Raw genomic sequence first — 15,497 nt, 5'->3', positions numbered from 1 at the left:
ACCTCCCGCGGTAAGACGATTCCCTTTCATTCCATGCACCCGTACCATTTACGCCTCCACATCCGGATAGCTTTTGGGCTTTGACTTGTTTGGCAGTCTTACCCTGTAAGAGTACGCCTGATGGTATTCGTGTTCCTCGGGTCAGAATTTTGCCTCCAGCTTCCTTCAGATTCCACTTCACAATGGACACCCTTGCTCTTGGCTAATGGTTGGTCGCTATCTACCCCCATAGCGGACTTTCGCCGCCTAGCGAATCGTCATGCGCGGCGCACCAAAAAAAGTCCGGCAACCGCCGGACCCTGTCTTACTTATCGATTCTGTTGTGCATATTTTGATGTTCGTTCACCGTTGACTTCTGTCAATAGTTGTGCATGTTCTGGAGATAGTTCGCCGTTTATCTCCGCCAAATAGCGATCGGCTTTTGTCTTGTCGTACTTGCCCTCCCATTTCGAAACAACAACGCTGGCAAGTGAATTACCAATCACATTGACAACGGTTCTTGCCATGTCAAGGATACGGTCAATACCGGCAATAAACGCAAGGCCTTCAAGCGGAATGCCGACAGAGCCCAATGTCGCCAGCAGGACAACAAAAGATACCCCCGGCACCCCGGCAATGCCTTTCGATGTCACCATCAAAACAAGAACAAGCGAAATTTGTGCCGTAATCGATAAATGGATGCCGTACATTTGCGCAATAAACAAAGCAGCAATCGATTGGTACAACGTTGATCCGTCCAAATTAAACGAATAACCCGTCGGAATAACCAAAGAAGTAATGGATTTTGGGCAACCAAATTTTTCCATTTTCTGCATTAATTTTGGCAGCACCGCTTCAGAACTTGCAGTCGAATAAGCTAAAATCAATTCGTCTTTTAAAATTTTAAAGATGTTGAAAATATTGATGCCGAACAATTTTGCAATCAGGCCCAGGACAACGATCACGAACACAATAATCGTTCCGTATACCGTGAACACCAATTTGCTGAGCGGAATCAGGGAAATCAGTCCGAATTTCGCTACCGTTACACCGATTAACCCGAACACCCCGATCGGTGCCACTTTCATAACCAGATTGGTCACATAAAACATGGCTTCACTTACGCCCTGGAAAAAGCGGAGTACCGGCTCACCCTTTTCGCCGATGGCCGCAACGCCGATTCCGAATATAACCGAAAAGAAAATGATTGGAAGCATATCGCCTTCTGAAAGTGACGCAAAAAGATTTGTCGGCACAATGTTTAAAATCGTGCTCACCACGCCGCTGTGCGATGTTTCCTTCGTCGTTTCCACATAGCTGCTGATGCTTGTTTTCGTTAGCGAGCTCATATCCACGCCTGTGCCGGGATGGAAAATATTCGCTGCCAACAGCCCGACAACAATGGCGATCGTTGTCACCACTTCAAAATAAATCAATGCTTTAAGCCCGAGCTTTCCGACCTGTTTAATGTTCCCCGCTCCGGCGATACCGACGATTAAGCTCGAAATCACGATTGGAATGACGATCATTTTAATCAACCGTAAAAAGATATCCCCAAGCGGCTGAAGAATATTTGCCGCCTGTTCCTGGCCATGAAAAACCGCGCCAACGATGACTCCCAGTAACAGCCCAATAAAAATTTGCCATGCTAAGCTGATTCTTTTCATGAACGTCCCTCCCGAATTATTTAATTTTAAAGCATAAACCCTCGCAGATTTCAGCCTCTTTTTAGGAAAGAAGCCGTTTCCGCCACTCCAATCATGATTTAAAAAAACCACGAAAGAGAGATTCCTTCGCAGCATAAAGCTTTAAAAAAATACGTGTCCGATCACACGTATCGTTCTCTCCAGACGCTTACGAGGTTAGCTGACGGATTAGGGAATAAAGAGTCTCCCCACCTTTACAAAAAAGGTTTCACCCCTGGTGTAAGTACACCGATCGGTTCCCCCGCTTACAAAAAATGTAATTGAGCGAATATATGAAATTCAAAAAATTTAGTATTCCGTCTCACCCTGATTTCGTGCGTCTTTTTTCATTATATAATATTTTAATATAACATAGCAAATGTAAAATATTTAATGTAAATAATATAATGGAATGAAAATGTGCAACTCTTCACCAATCTGCGGAAATTTGTTAAAATGAACTACATGCAAACCTGTAACAAAAGTAATTTTTTTGAAAAGAGGTATACCATGACAACTTTCTATTTCGTGCGGCACGGCCAGACCGGGTGGAATGCAGACAAAAACAGATACTGCGGCCGGTCGGATATCGCCCTTTCCGAACTTGGCAAAAAGCAGGCGGAAATGGCGGCCGGCGTGTTAAAGGATGTCCACTTTGATGCTGCCTATTCTTCCACGCTGTGCCGTGCTTATGATACTGCGAATATTCTTCTGAAAGGCCGGAATTTGCCTGTATTCAAGGATCCCCGCCTTGTGGAAACCGATTTTGGCCGCTGGGAAGGCGAAAGACTTAATGATTTTACTGTAAACTATGCGGATAACTGGAGCGCCTGGCTTGAAGATCCCGGCCATGTCCAAGCAGGAATAGACGGGGAAAATGCTACCCAGGTATTCCGCAGATTCCATGCTTGTATTGACGAACTGGCAGAAAAGCACCCGGATGAATCAGTCCTTGTTGTCGCGCACAGCATGTCCATCCGCTTTTTTATTGCGGGCACATTGGAAGTCCCGTTTAAAAACTACCGGATGATCCCGCAGGACAACACCGGCATCACCATTATGGAAAAAAGCAGCGCGGATACCCGGTTTCTGGCCATTAATTTGAATACCCATTTAGCCGCGCTCAAAAAATAATACCAAAATTATATTTTTTAGATAATTTATTATATTGATATAATTTGAATAAACAGTAGCCCATTTCATTGTTAAGAAAATATTAAATAACCAGCTCCATAATAATGATGATAAAGAAAAGTATTCTTTATCATCATTATTTATGTAAAGGAGACTTGGTCATGTCCAATATTTCAAAAGCACATTTGTGGGTAAGTTTAATTGCCTCGATATTATTATTACTCCAAGCTGGACTGGGAATTTATTCGTACTTTACCGCTTCCCAGCAAAAGCAAAACAAAATGTCCGGGATGAAAGGCATGGGACAAACCGCTGCAACTTCAGGAAGCACAGCCGGCAGTACAAGCAGCGCTCCAGCAGGTATGCCGAATGATATGCAAAACGGCGGTATGAAAGGCGGCGGCAATGCTACTTTCTCCGTTACGAGATTTGAAAGCGGGACGGCCGGGCTAATCATTAATCTTATATTCCTGATCGTTTCACTATGTGGTTTCGTACTATCTTGGAAAATAAAGCGCAGCAATCCGGTTGATGTCCAATGAGACAAGTCCCCCTGCCAAAAGGGGTTTTTTACTCGTTTTAAAAAAACTGAAACAGCACGCTTTTATTGCGGTGCCGTTTCAGTTTTAGCGTTTCTTTTTTGAAAACAGGATGGTGAATGTTGTTCCTTCACCAAGTTTACTGTCCACCTTAATCTTTCCATGATGTTTTTCGACAATCCATTTTGCGATTGACAGGCCGAGTCCGAGGCTTTCTGTCTTTGTTCTTGATTTGCTGACCTGGTAGAAACGGTCGAAGATTTTATTGCGGTCTTCTTCTTTTAAACCAATGCCGTTATCTTCCACAACCAGCCCGACCTGGTTTTTCTCTTCAAAACAGGAAAGTTTTATTTTTCCATCATCCCCCGTATATTTCAGTGCATTATCCAGCAGAATCACAATCAGCTGGTGGATCCGGTCGCGGTCTCCATTAAAAGTAATCGGCGGGGCGGATTTTAATAGAATTTCTTTTCCCTGCATGGAGGCAACTTCCGAAAAATGATCCACGACTTCTTTCAATAGTTCATCCAGGTAAAAATCTTTCTTTTCAATTTCGATTTCATTGGAATCCGAGCGCGCCAGGGTCAGCAGGCTGGAGACAAGCTTCGCCAAGCGCCTGCACTCTTTCAATACGGTTGAAATATCGGGAAGAATGTCCTGTACGGTCTTATCCGGTTTCCGGAGCAACAGTTCCACCCGCGACTGGATGACAGCAAGCGGGGTCCGAATTTCATGGGATGCATCCGACACAAACTGCTGCTGTTTATCCCAGGAAGCTTTAATCGGCTTCAGTGCGCGCTCCGCTAAAATGAAGCCGGCAATCACCGCAAGCAGGCTGGCCAGGGCACAGCCGGCGATCGTAATGATCATCAATTTTTGAAGCATGATGACTTCCCCGTCAATTTCCTCGATAAACTGGATTTTAACATTTTCCCCCTGCATCACGCCTTTTACGGCAAAGGTACGGAAATAGTGGTCTTCCACCTTTATATTTTCCATGGTATTAAAATGTTTCGGGACAAACTCTGCCTCGTTATCTTCATATATATAGGCATCCGGCCCGTCCACTTCTGTTTTCAGCTCATTGTTTGGATCCCATACCAGGACACGCAGGCGGATATCACCGCCATGCATATTCCCGCCGATTCCAATCCCTGTTTTCTGGACACGCTCAAGCGTTTTATAGATATTCTGATCCACTTCATTGTACATGTGTATACGCACATACATATATATGACAGTGCCCAAAACTGCAATTAGAAGAATGAAAACACACGAGTTTAAAACCGTCAATTTGATACGTGTTTTTTTAAACATGGTTTATTCCTTCGGGTCCTTTAAAATATATCCAATTCCGCGCACATTCTGGATGTCTTTATGGTATCCGAACGGTTCCAATTTCTTTCTCAGATGATGGATATAAACTTCCACAATCGCAACTGTCGTATCACTCTCAAATCCCCAAACCCTGTCAAAAATCTGTTCTCTCGTTAGAATATTGCCGCTGTTTTGGATCAGGTATTCGAGCAGTTCGTACTGTGTAATCGTTAATTTGACCGGCTCGCCGCCGACTTTGATTGCTTTTTCCTTGCCAAACAGTTCAATGCCGCGGTACTGCAACGTATGTTCAATCGTCATATTGCTTGTTCTCCGCAGCGAGGCGCGGATCCTCGCTTTCAGTTCTGCTGCCTGAAATGGTTTGACAATATAATCATCACCGCCGATTTCAAGTCCTTTGACGCGGTCCTCCAAAGCATCTTTTGCCGTGACGAACAAGACAGGCGTCATAATTTGTTCTTTGCGCAACGCTTTTAAAATCGTAAAGCCGTCCATTTCGGGAAGCATGACATCAAGCAAAATGATGTCGTATATATTTTGCTGTGCCAAATAAAGGGCTTCATCCCCCTCTGTTGCGGTTTCCACTTCAAATTCGTCTTCCATAATCTGTTTCATGGATTCCAGCAGTGCTGGATTATCTTCCACAATTAAAAGTTTCATGCCGTAAACCTCCATTTTTCCAATTATATCAAAAATAAAACGGGACTGTCTGTTTCACAATGATTACCGCAAAAAACACTTGGATAGAAAACGATCCAAGTGTTTTTCGGATGGCCATTCCCTGTTTGCAAAGATCAAAAAGCATGTCGGTGCACAAACCCGTTTTTTTGTCTTTCGTCCTGATTATTCATACCGTAACGCCTGGATTGGATTTAATTTCGATGCTTTGTTTGCCGGGAAAACGCCGAACACGACACCGACAAGCAGAGAAAATCCGAATGCAACAGCTGTAACCGGGAGGGACAGGGAAACGCCCGTGCTTGCAAACAGCCCGTATATCTTAATGGCTGCGAGCCCGAAGCCGACACCGAGCAAGCCGCCAAGTGCACTTAACACAATGGCTTCAATTAGAAACTGGACGAGGATATCCTTCCGTTTGGCGCCGATCGCTTTGCGGATCCCGATTTCTTTTGTCCGTTCAGAGACAGAGACAAACATGATATTCATAATCCCGATTCCGCCGACAAGAAGAGAAATGCTTGCGATGCTGCCGAGCAAGAGGGACATTGTATCCTGCACATCACTCATTGTATCCATAACATCCTGGGAATTCGAAACACTGTAATCGTCGCTGTCATGGAAAACGGACAGCAATGCATTGTTCAACTGCCTTTCAACAAAAGAGACCTGCTCTGAACTTTTGGCCTGTACGTAAACACTGCCAATGCTGGTAGAAGAGGCCAATCTTTCTGCCGTGCTTAACGGGACGAAAATGGTACTGTCCCCGCTGCTGCCCATTGAGCTGCCGGATGATTGCAAAACACCGATGACTTTATAAGACGTCCCGTTTAACTGGACTTGCTTGCCGACCGGATTAGCCGCGCCGAAAAGGGTAGTTGCTGCTTCCGATCCAAGTACGACGGTTTTTAATTTTAATTCATCATCGATATCCGCAATAAAGCGGCCGTTTGCCACTTCTGTGCTTTTAATTTTCTGATAGGAGGCCGTTGTCCCGACAACGTTCAGGGTCGAAGAAGTCGTGCTGTATTTTGCTGTAACCCTTCCCGAAATCGTTGGTGCCACGCTTTTTACGCCGTTTAATTTTTTCAGGGTATTCACATCATTTATTGTAAAATCGCTGCTGTCCGAATCAAGCACGCTGACGGTCAAAACGTTGGTGCCCAGACTGTTAATTGAAGAATTTACCGACCGGGAACTGGACTGTCCGATTGATACAAGCGCAATCACCGATGCCACGCCGATGATAATCCCGAGCATCGTCAGGATGGAGCGCAGCTTGCTTGTTTGAATATTACGCAGGGCTAACTTAAAAGAAGGCAGAAGTTTCAAGCAAATCCCCTCCGTTCTCAAAGAGCTGGCCATCTTTGATTTGGACGACCCGTTTTGCCTGCCGGGCGACGCCAAGGTCGTGGGTAATCAAAATAATCGTATGGCCTTCTTTGTTCAACTTCTGAATGACTTCCATAATTTCCCGGCTCGTACGGCTGTCCAGGGCACCGGTTGGTTCGTCTGCCAACAGGATCGGCGGGTTGCAGACCAGGGAACGCGCAATCGCCACCCGTTGCTGCTGGCCGCCTGACAACTGCGTTGGCAAATGGGATGCCCGTTCGCCTAAACCGACTTTATCAAGGCATTCTCTGGCAATTTTTCGGCGTTCCTGCTGCCTGACCCCCTGATAAAGCAGCGGCAGTTCCACATTTTCAATCGCTGTTTGTTTCGACAACAGATTAAAGTTTTGAAAAATAAAACCGATATTTTTGTTCCGGATCGTTGCCAATTGGGCATCATTCAACTTGCCGACATTTTTGCCTTCAAGCCTATATTCGCCGGATTCAGGCTTGTCAAGGCAGCCGATCATATTCATCAACGTTGATTTACCGGAACCGGACGGGCCGATAATCGCGATGAACTCCCCTTCTTCAACATGAAGGGAAACCCGGTGGAGGGCAGTCACCGTCTCTCCACCAATTCTGTAGGTTTTGACGATATCTTTCATTTCAATCATTGTTTTCTCCATTATTGCGTGCCGCCTTTCGAAATGTTGCCGCCCATGCCGCCGGAGTTTCCGCCGCCAGGCATGCCACCGCCCATTATACCGCCGCGCATCTGCTGTTCTTTGGCACTCGAGCTTGAAGAAGAACTGTTTTTAACTATCGGAAGAACAACTTCCTGGCCTTCGCTTAAACCGCTTGTCACCTGGATATAGTCGTCGTTATGAATGCCGGTTTTAATCGTTTGCTGTTTGTTTGTGCCGCCATTTTTTACCTCAACATATTTCGTGCTGCCGTTTATATGGACCGCATCAACCGGGACATAAAGCGCGTTGCTTACACTGTTTGTCGTAATGCTGGCTTCCGTGGACATCCCAACTTTAATGTTTTTTGGATTGGTAATCGAAAGTGTAACTTCAAAAGTGGAAACGCCATTAGAATTGGTCCCCTCTTTCGCTACATCTGTAACTTTGCCATCAAAGCGCTGATCATCAAGGGCGCTCAGAGTGATCTCGGCATTTTGCCCTTCTTTTACTTGATTAATGTCTGTTTCATCGACGCTGATCGTAGTTTGCAGTTTATTGTAGTTCGTAATATGGGCAACAGTCTTTCCCTGCTGAACCTTATCGCCGCTGGAAACATCAACTGAGGTAACTTCTCCGGAATTCGGAGCCGTAATCGGATCACTGCCATCAGTAAAGGTGACCAGCTCATCCCCTTTTTCAACGGTGTCTCCTTCAGAAACAAGCACTTCGTCAACAGTACCGCCGGTTTCTGCTGAAACATCCTTGCTGCTGGAAGAAGCAACCGTGCCCGACCCGCTCACCTTGACGGTCAGATTCCCTTTCTGGACAGTGGTTGTCTGCGTTGCAGCGGTTGTTGCATTCGCAGTGTTGTGTTTATTTTTTACATAAAAGAAACTCCCTCCCCCTATCATGACAACAATGATAACAATTGTGATCACCCATTTTTTCATCTTCTTAACGCCTTCCCTTCATCACTGGTATATGGATGGAACATCTCCAGTTCACCTACTTAAAGATACAAGTAGCGAACGGCCGATTCCCCCGTTTTGCTGACTCTATTATGGAATGCCATTCTTAAATTATGATTAACGGGGATATGCTCTTTCAAAAAAATGAAGCTGTTCGAAATGAAGTTGAGGATGATTTTTTATTGAAAAAAATGGGGATGGATACCATGTCCAAAATCCGACATTTTATTTGAATCATCAAAAAATATGTCCAAAATGGTAAAACCATGTTATAATTTGCAATCATATTACCAAATAAAAAGAAAGGATAACGACATGAAGAAAAAAATCCTAAGAACATGTTTCAGTTTGATTGCCATCATCATCATAGCCGGCGGTAGTTATGCTTATTACGTCGTACATGCTGCAAAAAAAGCTGCGAATCAAATGCATGATGATGCGTCTGTGGCTGCCGGGAGCAGCACATCCGCTGTTGCCGGCAGCCACAACGGCCAGCCGATTTCCATATTAATGCTTGGCGTGGACGAGCGCAATAACGACCGGGGCCGTTCCGATGCCATCATGGTATTAACCCTCAATCCTAAAAAAGGCACCACACAAATGATTAGCATCCCGCGTGACACAAGGACGGAAATCGCCGGACGCGGAACAATGGACAAAATCAATGCAGCTTATACATACGGCGGAACAGAAATGGCTTTAAAAACGGTTGAAAATTTCACCGGCACTCCAATGGACTACTATGTGCGCGTCAATATGAAGGCTCTTGAGCAAATGGTAGATGCGGTCGGCGGCATCACGGTCACCAATACACTTGACTGGTATGACGAAGGCTATTACAAGAAAGGCTACCATTATGAAAAAGGAAAAATCACGTTAAACGGTGCGCAGGCCCTCGGCTATGTCCGCATGCGCCACCTTGATCCGAACGGGGATTTCGGGCGGAACCAGCGCCAGCGCAAAGTCATTGAAGCCATCATCCACAAATCTACGAGCATTACCTCCGTAGCAAGAATAACCAGCATTCTCAATACACTTGGCGACAACGTAAAAACAAACCTAACGTTCAATGACATGCTTGCCATTGAAAAAAATTACCGCACTGCCGCCAAAAACATTACCCAGTATGAAGTAAAAGGTACAAACTCGACCCTAAACGGTATTTACTATTTATCTGTTTCCGATTCCGAAAGAGCAAAAATCAAAGAAATACTGCAATCAAATCTACTAAACAATTAAAAAGTGCCGGGACTCCATTTTGAATCAGCCTTCAAAAATGGAATCCCGGCACTTTTCGTACCGCCTCTGCCGTTTGTCCCGTTAGAAACTCTATTTAGACATTTACTGCCTTTGGCCTCTGCCTTTTGTCCTGTTAAAAGCTCTACCCAGACATTTACCGCCTGATGCCTTTCCCCCTGCGCCAAGCGGCAACGCGCAGTTATCATCGCAAAAATTTTCAATCCTTTTAATCCACTTTCCTATCTATCCGATGCGATTTTGCTAATTATTTTTAAATAGCATTTGATTATTACAAACCAATGAAAATTATATGAACTTTTTATGAACATTTTATGAATATTGGTTTACTCCGAGCCAAATTACAAACAAAGTACATTTTTTATTGTAAAATAGATTAGCACCATAATAAAAGTGAAAATAATATGGTGAACAGTTTTTATTCTATTTCAGATGCTTTCACTTATACGACCAAATCGGAAGGAGAGAAAAAATGTGTTGGGAAAACTACCATGGAAATTAACAGTGCTGCTATCCTTCATCTCGCTGTTTTTGCTCGGCGGCTGTGATTCAAAATTAGCAGTTCTGAACCCGCAAGGCCCGGTGGCAAAAACGCAATACCATTTAATTGTATACTCAAGCATTATCATGGCCTTTGTTTTCATTGTCGTGATGATTTTGTACATTTATATGGTGTTCAAGTACAGGGCTTCGAAACTGCCAGCTGATTACAAGCCACCAGAAATTCATGGGCATAAAGTATTAGAAACCGTGTGGACGGTTATACCGGTCATCCTTATCATTGCCATTGCAATTCCTACAGTCAAGGCGAATTATTCTGTTGAGGAAACACCAAAATCCTTAAAGGATAAAGATCCGTTAACCATTTATGTGACCTCTTCTGAATGGAAATGGATTTTCAGTTATCCGGAACAAGGGATTGAGACCGTAAACTATGTAAATATCCCGGAAGACCGGCCGATTAAGTTTCAGTTAACTTCTTCCGGCACAATGGCTTCATTTTGGATTCCTGAACTCGGCGGACAAAAATATACCATGCCGAATATGACCATGCAGTTAATTCTGGCTGCTGATCATCCCGGAGACTACATCGGGAGGAACGCAAACTTTAATGGGGAAGGCTTTGCAAAAATGGACTTTGATGTTGTTGTCCAAACAAATGCTGATTTCAATACTTGGGTAAAACAAGTGAACAGCAACGCACCCCAATTAAAAAAATCAGATTATGAAAAGTTCATCAAAACAGAAGGTCTTGTTGGTACACATACCTATAAAGGAACCCATTTAAAATGGGATAAACCAATGGAACAACACAATTACCACGAAGAGGCAGATAAACACAAGAAGAAAAATGAATCCGATCATTCCAATCATTCCGATCATTCTAATATGGATATGTCTGATATGGATATGGGCGGAAACAATTAAAAGGAATAGGAGGAAAACAGTGTGAAACTTAGTGATTTTTTCGTCACCGGTGAGCCTGCCATTTACGCTGCAGAAGTCGGTATGGCGCTTGGCGCGATCGCTGTCATTTTTTCATTAACCTATTTCAAAAAGTGGAAATGGTTGTGGAAAGAATGGCTGACGACTGTTGACCATAAAAAAATCGGTATCATGTATATTATCGTTGCCATCTTAATGTTGTTCCGCGGCGGCGTTGATGCATTAATGATGCGGACACAGCTGGCATTGCCGGATTTAAATTTATTGGATGCAAACCACTATGACGGCATTTTTACCACGCACGGCGTTGTAATGATTCTGTTCATGGCCATGCCGTTCTTGTTTGGTTTGATTAACCTGGTTGTCCCGTTGCAGATCGGGGCGCGTGATGTGGCCTTCCCGCTGCTGAACGCATTCAGCTTCTGGTCAATGGTTGCCGGGATGGCGCTCTTTAATATTTCATTTATTATTGGGGGCTCTCCTACAGCCGGCTGGACAAACTATTTCCCGCTTGCCGGTACTGAATTTACCCACGGTGTCGGGAACAACTATTACGCACTCGGTATTCAGCTTTCAGGGATCGGGACACTTGCAACAGGCGTAAACTTTATTGTCACGATTCTTAAAATGCGGGCACCCGGCATGACATTGATGAAAATGCCGATGTTCGTATGGTCTACTTTAATTACGTTTATTATCGTTATTTTCGCTTTCCCTGTCTTGACAGTGGCTTTAGCTGATGTGACATTTGACCGTACTTTCGGCGCCCACTTCTTTACAATGGGATCAGGCGGCAGCCCGATGCTCTGGGCTAACCTGTTCTGGATTTGGGGCCACCCTGAAGTATATATCGTGCTGCTCCCGTCTCTTGGGATTTACGCGGATATTATTGCGACCTTCTCAAGCAAACGATTGTTTGGATATGCGTCCATGGTCGTTGCGATGGCAGGGATCGCATTCTTAAGCTACTTCACATGGGTTCACCACTTCTTTACAATGGGGAACACATCGGTAGTCAACTCGTTCTTCTCGATATCAACGATGATTATCGCGATTCCGACGGGTGTTAAATTATTCAATGAAATCTTTACCATGCACAAAGGGAAAATCAGAACGACAACGCCAATGCTTTGGTCACTTGCCTTTATCCCGACTTTCCTGATTGGCGGGGTTACAGGGGTTATGTTGTCCATGGCAGCAGCGGATTATCAGTACCATAACACGTACTTTTTGATCGCCCACTTCCACTATACGTTGATTCCGGCAGTTGCCTATGCATGTTTCGCAGGGCTCTTCTACTGGTATCCGAAAATGTTCGGCTATATGCTGAATGAAAAACTTGGAAAAATAACATTCTGGTTTTGGATGGTCGGGTTTAACCTGTGTTTCATTCCGCAATTCTTTGTCGGCCTTGACGGCATGGCCCGCCGGATGTACACATACGAAGCAGGGCTCGGCTGGACCGGCTGGAACTTTGCTTCAACAGTTGGGGCGTATCTTATGGGGATTGGCTTCCTTGTCCTGGCTTGGAATATCGTTTACAGTATTAAACATGGCAAGCGCGATACGACCGGCGACCCGTGGGATGGACGTACACTGGATTGGGCTACCCATACACCGATTCCTGTGTATAACTTTGCAAAACAACCGGTTGTCTCAACCTTAGATGCTTATGCAGAGTATAAAGAAAAAGGAACACCGATTTTTAAAGACGAAAAGCTCAAACCGATCCATATGCCAAATAACTCCGCAATGCCGTTCTTCTCGGCAATCGCGATGGGACTCGGCGGTTTCGGCTTGGTTTGGTCCTGGTGGTGGCTTGCGATTCTCGGTGGCGTCATGATGCTTGGCTGCCTGGCCTGGAGATCGTTTGACCCGGATAAGGGCCACTACATCAGTGTCGAAGAGATCATTCGTACGGAAAATGCAGCAGGAGGTGTAAAACGATGAGCGACGAACATTTAGATACATCACTGCCACTTGAGTATCAACGCAATCAGGACCGGTTAACCATCTTTGGTTTCTGGGTTTTCCTGGCTGGTGAAATCACCTTGTTTGCGACACTATTCGCAGTTTATTTTACACTTCAGCACCAGACTGCCGGCGGTCCTACGCAACAAGACATCTTTGAATTAAAAGGTGTCTTGATTGAAACATTTGTGCTCCTAACGAGTAGTTTTACTTGCGGCCTGGCCGTATTCTCGATGCGCAACCAAAATAAAAAAGCAATGATCGGCTGGTTTGTCGTTACACTTTTGTTAGGATTAGCCTTTGTTGGTTTAGAAATAAATGAATTTATCACTTATGTGCATGATGGCGCCACCTTGCAAACAAGCGGATTTCTTTCTGCATTCTTTGTTCTGCTGGGTACACACGGATGCCACGTTTCACTCGGGATTCTTTGGGGAATCGGGATTATTATTCAGCTGGCCATGCGCGGCTTGAACCCGATGACCGCCCGTAAATTCTTTGTCGTGAGCCTTTACTGGCACTTTCTTGATGTTGTCTGGATCTTTATCTTTACCTTTGTTTACTTAGGAGGGTTGATTTAATAATGGAACATCATTCAAAATATCCAATTGGGCACGTGATTGGTTTTCTGCTTTCGATCGTGTTTACGATTGCGGCCCTGTATGTTGCCTTATACACCAACCTTTCGAGATCAATCATCATTTGGACAATCGGGCTTTTTGCCTTTATCCAGGCCGGCGTGCAGCTGTTTATGTTTATGCACGTGAAAGAAGGAGAAAACGGCAAAGTCAATGTCGGCAACATGGTCTACAGCATTATCATTGCGATCGTTGTGGTCTACGGTACAATTTGGGTCATGCACTTTTAATAAAAAAGCCTGCATTCTCTCGTGGATGCAGGCTTTTTTATTTTCACGGCGAAAAAAAAACGCAGCCTGGTCCATTTCAAATACCAGGCTGCGTTTTTTAATGACTGTTTAAATTTCCTGTGCGACTTTGTCTGTTTTTCTTTCCTTGCTGCGTTTTTCCAGGATCATTGCTTTAAAGTTCTTTTGCTTTTCTTTTGGCCATTTTTTAAATTCTTTTAGGAATGATTCATAATTCGGCAATACTTCTTTCAACATGCCGTATTGTTTAATTTCCCCGGCTTCAAGCCACATCGCTTTATCACAAAACCTTTTCACCTGGCCCATCGAGTGGCTGATAAAGAAGATCGTTTTGCCGGCTTCTTTGAATTCGTTCATTTTATCAAAACATTTATCCGCAAAAGTCTGGTCCCCGACTGACAAAGCTTCGTCAATGACCAGAATATCCGGATTTACATTGACCGAAATGGCAAAACCAAGCCTTGATTTCATCCCGCTTGAGTATTTTTTTACAGGCTGTTCGATAAACTTCCCGATATCTGCAAACTCGATGATTTCAGGGGTCAACTGCTTGATTTGTTTCTTGTTAAACCCAAGCATCAGACATTTCAGCTCAATATTTTCCAATCCGCTCAGTTCGTTATTCAACCCTGAGTTAATGGCAATAAGGGATGTTTCCCCGTTACATGTAATCGTTCCGGTTGTAGGGGGAATAATGCCTGTGATCAAATTCGATAAAGTCGACTTGCCTGCACCGTTTACGCCGACAACACCGATGACATCCCCTTGATTGGCTTCAAAAGTTATATTTTGCAGGGCGTAGAAATCGTCTCCGTAACCACCGGGCAAGATGATATCAAGAATTTTTTCCGAATTGCTCCGGTACATTTTATATTTTTTTGATACTTGATTGAAAACCACTGATTTATTCATATAAAAAGAACTCCCTGTCATAAATAATCTTTGCCTTCCCTAATATTATAAGAGATTGTCCATCCGAAAGTAAGGGGGCTGCCCAAAGTAAGCAAAGCCTGTTATCCTTTTCCACCTTTGAAAACAGGGAAAACCAATTCCGCCGCCCGGTAATTCTTTAGACGGCAATTTTTTATGAAAAAATTCTTTTTGTAACGGCATGGCATAGACATAAGCCGATCAGAATGCCGAAAGAATCAAAAGTAATGACATCTATAATATGCCCGGTTCTGCCCTGAATAAATGACTGATGCCATTCGTCCAGACAGGCATAAAAAAATGAAAAGAAAAAGCTTGCAAAATAAGCAGCTACCCGTAAACGCGGCCTTGCGAAGCGCACAAACACACCGGCTAAGAACGCAAGCAGCGCATATTCCGTGACATGGCTTGCTTTTCTGATAAAAAATTCAATAAAATCGTAAGGCATTTTCGAAGTGACCAGGCTGCCGCCGTAGAAAAACTCAATGTCAGGCAAAGAGTTTTCATTTAAGTGGATGATTTTTTCCAAAAAAGGCCGCATATCCTGTTCCTTATAAGGCGTATTGGAAAATGAAAACATGACAAACATAAAAACGAGCAGTATGACGCCTAAAATCAATAATCCTTCTTTTCTTTTTATTCTCACTCTCCTGTTGCCTCCCATAT

16 protein-coding genes and 1 riboswitch are annotated in these 15,497 nt (G+C 44.1%); of the genes, 7 read left to right on the top strand and 9 right to left on the bottom strand.

Annotated features, from left to right (window positions below; all coding sequences use genetic code 11):
• Together C232_RS20115 and gltP are read right to left on the bottom strand one after the other, a co-directional pair.
• Positions 1–181 (bottom strand): hypothetical protein (locus tag C232_RS20115; RefSeq protein WP_026314469.1); only part of this gene is annotated, 181 nt, incomplete at its 3' end.
• Positions 182–308: 127 nt separating this feature from the next.
• Positions 309–1,646, bottom strand: a complete 1,338-nt coding sequence (gene gltP / locus C232_RS0105425; RefSeq protein WP_018662097.1) for a glutamate/aspartate:proton symporter GltP — start codon at positions 1,644–1,646, stop codon at positions 309–311.
• A gap of 170 nt (positions 1,647–1,816) precedes the next feature.
• Positions 1,817–1,962, bottom strand: a riboswitch (cyclic di-AMP (ydaO/yuaA leader).
• 212 nt (positions 1,963–2,174) lie between these two features.
• Here gltP and C232_RS0105420 point away from each other — a divergent pair.
• Both C232_RS0105420 and C232_RS0105415 read left to right on the top strand, forming a co-directional pair.
• Positions 2,175–2,798, top strand: coding sequence for a histidine phosphatase family protein (locus C232_RS0105420; protein WP_018662096.1), 624 nt, complete (start codon positions 2,175–2,177; stop codon positions 2,796–2,798).
• Between the two features lie 161 nt (positions 2,799–2,959).
• Positions 2,960–3,340 carry a hypothetical protein gene (locus C232_RS0105415; RefSeq protein ID WP_018662093.1) on the top strand — a complete coding sequence of 127 codons (381 nt, stop codon included), beginning with the start codon at positions 2,960–2,962 and terminating at the stop codon, positions 3,338–3,340.
• An 84-nt stretch (positions 3,341–3,424) separates the two neighbouring features.
• On the opposite strand, the gene C232_RS0105410 is transcribed toward C232_RS0105415, so the two are convergent.
• The 5 genes from C232_RS0105410 to C232_RS0105390 all read right to left on the bottom strand — a co-directional run bounded on the left by C232_RS0105410 (position 3,425) and on the right by C232_RS0105390 (position 8,323).
• Positions 3,425–4,654, bottom strand: coding sequence for a sensor histidine kinase (locus C232_RS0105410; protein ID WP_018662090.1), 1,230 nt, complete (start codon positions 4,652–4,654; stop codon positions 3,425–3,427).
• A gap of 3 nt (positions 4,655–4,657) precedes the next feature.
• Positions 4,658–5,335, bottom strand: a complete 678-nt coding sequence (locus C232_RS0105405; protein WP_018662086.1) for a response regulator transcription factor — start codon at positions 5,333–5,335, stop codon at positions 4,658–4,660.
• Positions 5,336–5,518: 183 nt separating this feature from the next.
• Complete coding sequence (locus tag C232_RS0105400; protein ID WP_018662085.1) at positions 5,519–6,685, bottom strand: ABC transporter permease; 1,167 nt, start codon at positions 6,683–6,685, stop codon at positions 5,519–5,521.
• Positions 6,663–7,373, bottom strand: coding sequence for an ABC transporter ATP-binding protein (locus tag C232_RS0105395; RefSeq protein ID WP_018662083.1), 711 nt, complete (start codon positions 7,371–7,373; stop codon positions 6,663–6,665). The genes C232_RS0105400 and C232_RS0105395 overlap by 23 nt, the downstream gene beginning before the upstream one ends.
• Complete coding sequence (locus C232_RS0105390) at positions 7,373–8,323, bottom strand: efflux RND transporter periplasmic adaptor subunit (RefSeq protein WP_018662081.1); 951 nt, start codon at positions 8,321–8,323, stop codon at positions 7,373–7,375. Before C232_RS0105390 ends, C232_RS0105395 begins: the two co-directional genes overlap by 1 nt.
• A gap of 333 nt (positions 8,324–8,656) precedes the next feature.
• Here C232_RS0105390 and C232_RS0105380 point away from each other — a divergent pair, with 333 nt between their 5' ends.
• The 5 genes from C232_RS0105380 to qoxD all read left to right on the top strand — a co-directional run bounded on the left by C232_RS0105380 (position 8,657) and on the right by qoxD (position 13,883).
• A complete protein-coding gene (locus C232_RS0105380; RefSeq protein WP_018662075.1) occupies positions 8,657–9,580 on the top strand; it encodes an LCP family glycopolymer transferase in 924 nt (307 codons plus the stop codon).
• A gap of 492 nt (positions 9,581–10,072) precedes the next feature.
• Positions 10,073–11,026, top strand: coding sequence for a cytochrome aa3 quinol oxidase subunit II (gene qoxA, locus C232_RS0105370; RefSeq protein ID WP_018662071.1), 954 nt, complete (start codon positions 10,073–10,075; stop codon positions 11,024–11,026).
• A 21-nt stretch (positions 11,027–11,047) separates the two neighbouring features.
• Positions 11,048–12,994: a cytochrome aa3 quinol oxidase subunit I gene (qoxB, locus tag C232_RS0105365; protein WP_018662070.1), complete on the top strand. Its 1,947-nt coding sequence runs from the start codon at positions 11,048–11,050 to the stop codon at positions 12,992–12,994.
• Positions 12,991–13,596, top strand: coding sequence for a cytochrome aa3 quinol oxidase subunit III (gene qoxC, locus C232_RS0105360; protein WP_018662068.1), 606 nt, complete (start codon positions 12,991–12,993; stop codon positions 13,594–13,596). The genes qoxB and qoxC overlap by 4 nt, the downstream gene beginning before the upstream one ends.
• Positions 13,597–13,598: 2 nt before the next feature.
• The gene (qoxD, locus tag C232_RS0105355) at positions 13,599–13,883 is read left to right on the top strand and encodes a cytochrome aa3 quinol oxidase subunit IV (protein WP_018662066.1); all 285 of its coding nucleotides are present in this window, start codon (positions 13,599–13,601) and stop codon (positions 13,881–13,883) included.
• A 108-nt stretch (positions 13,884–13,991) separates the two neighbouring features.
• Here the strand turns inward: qoxD and tagH are convergent, their stop codons facing one another.
• Positions 13,992–14,813, bottom strand: coding sequence for a teichoic acids export ABC transporter ATP-binding subunit TagH (gene tagH, locus C232_RS0105350; protein ID WP_018662064.1), 822 nt, complete (start codon positions 14,811–14,813; stop codon positions 13,992–13,994).
• Between the two features lie 172 nt (positions 14,814–14,985).
• The gene (locus tag C232_RS0105345; RefSeq protein ID WP_018662061.1) at positions 14,986–15,477 is read right to left on the bottom strand and encodes a VanZ family protein; all 492 of its coding nucleotides are present in this window, start codon (positions 15,475–15,477) and stop codon (positions 14,986–14,988) included.
• Between the last annotated feature and the right edge of the window lie 20 nt (positions 15,478–15,497).

It is taken from the genome of Heyndrickxia acidiproducens DSM 23148 (assembly GCF_000374345.1).
Classification (GTDB): Bacteria; Bacillota; Bacilli; order Bacillales; family Bacillaceae_C; genus Weizmannia; species Weizmannia acidiproducens.
This window is presented reverse-complemented; position numbering and strand designations above follow the sequence as displayed.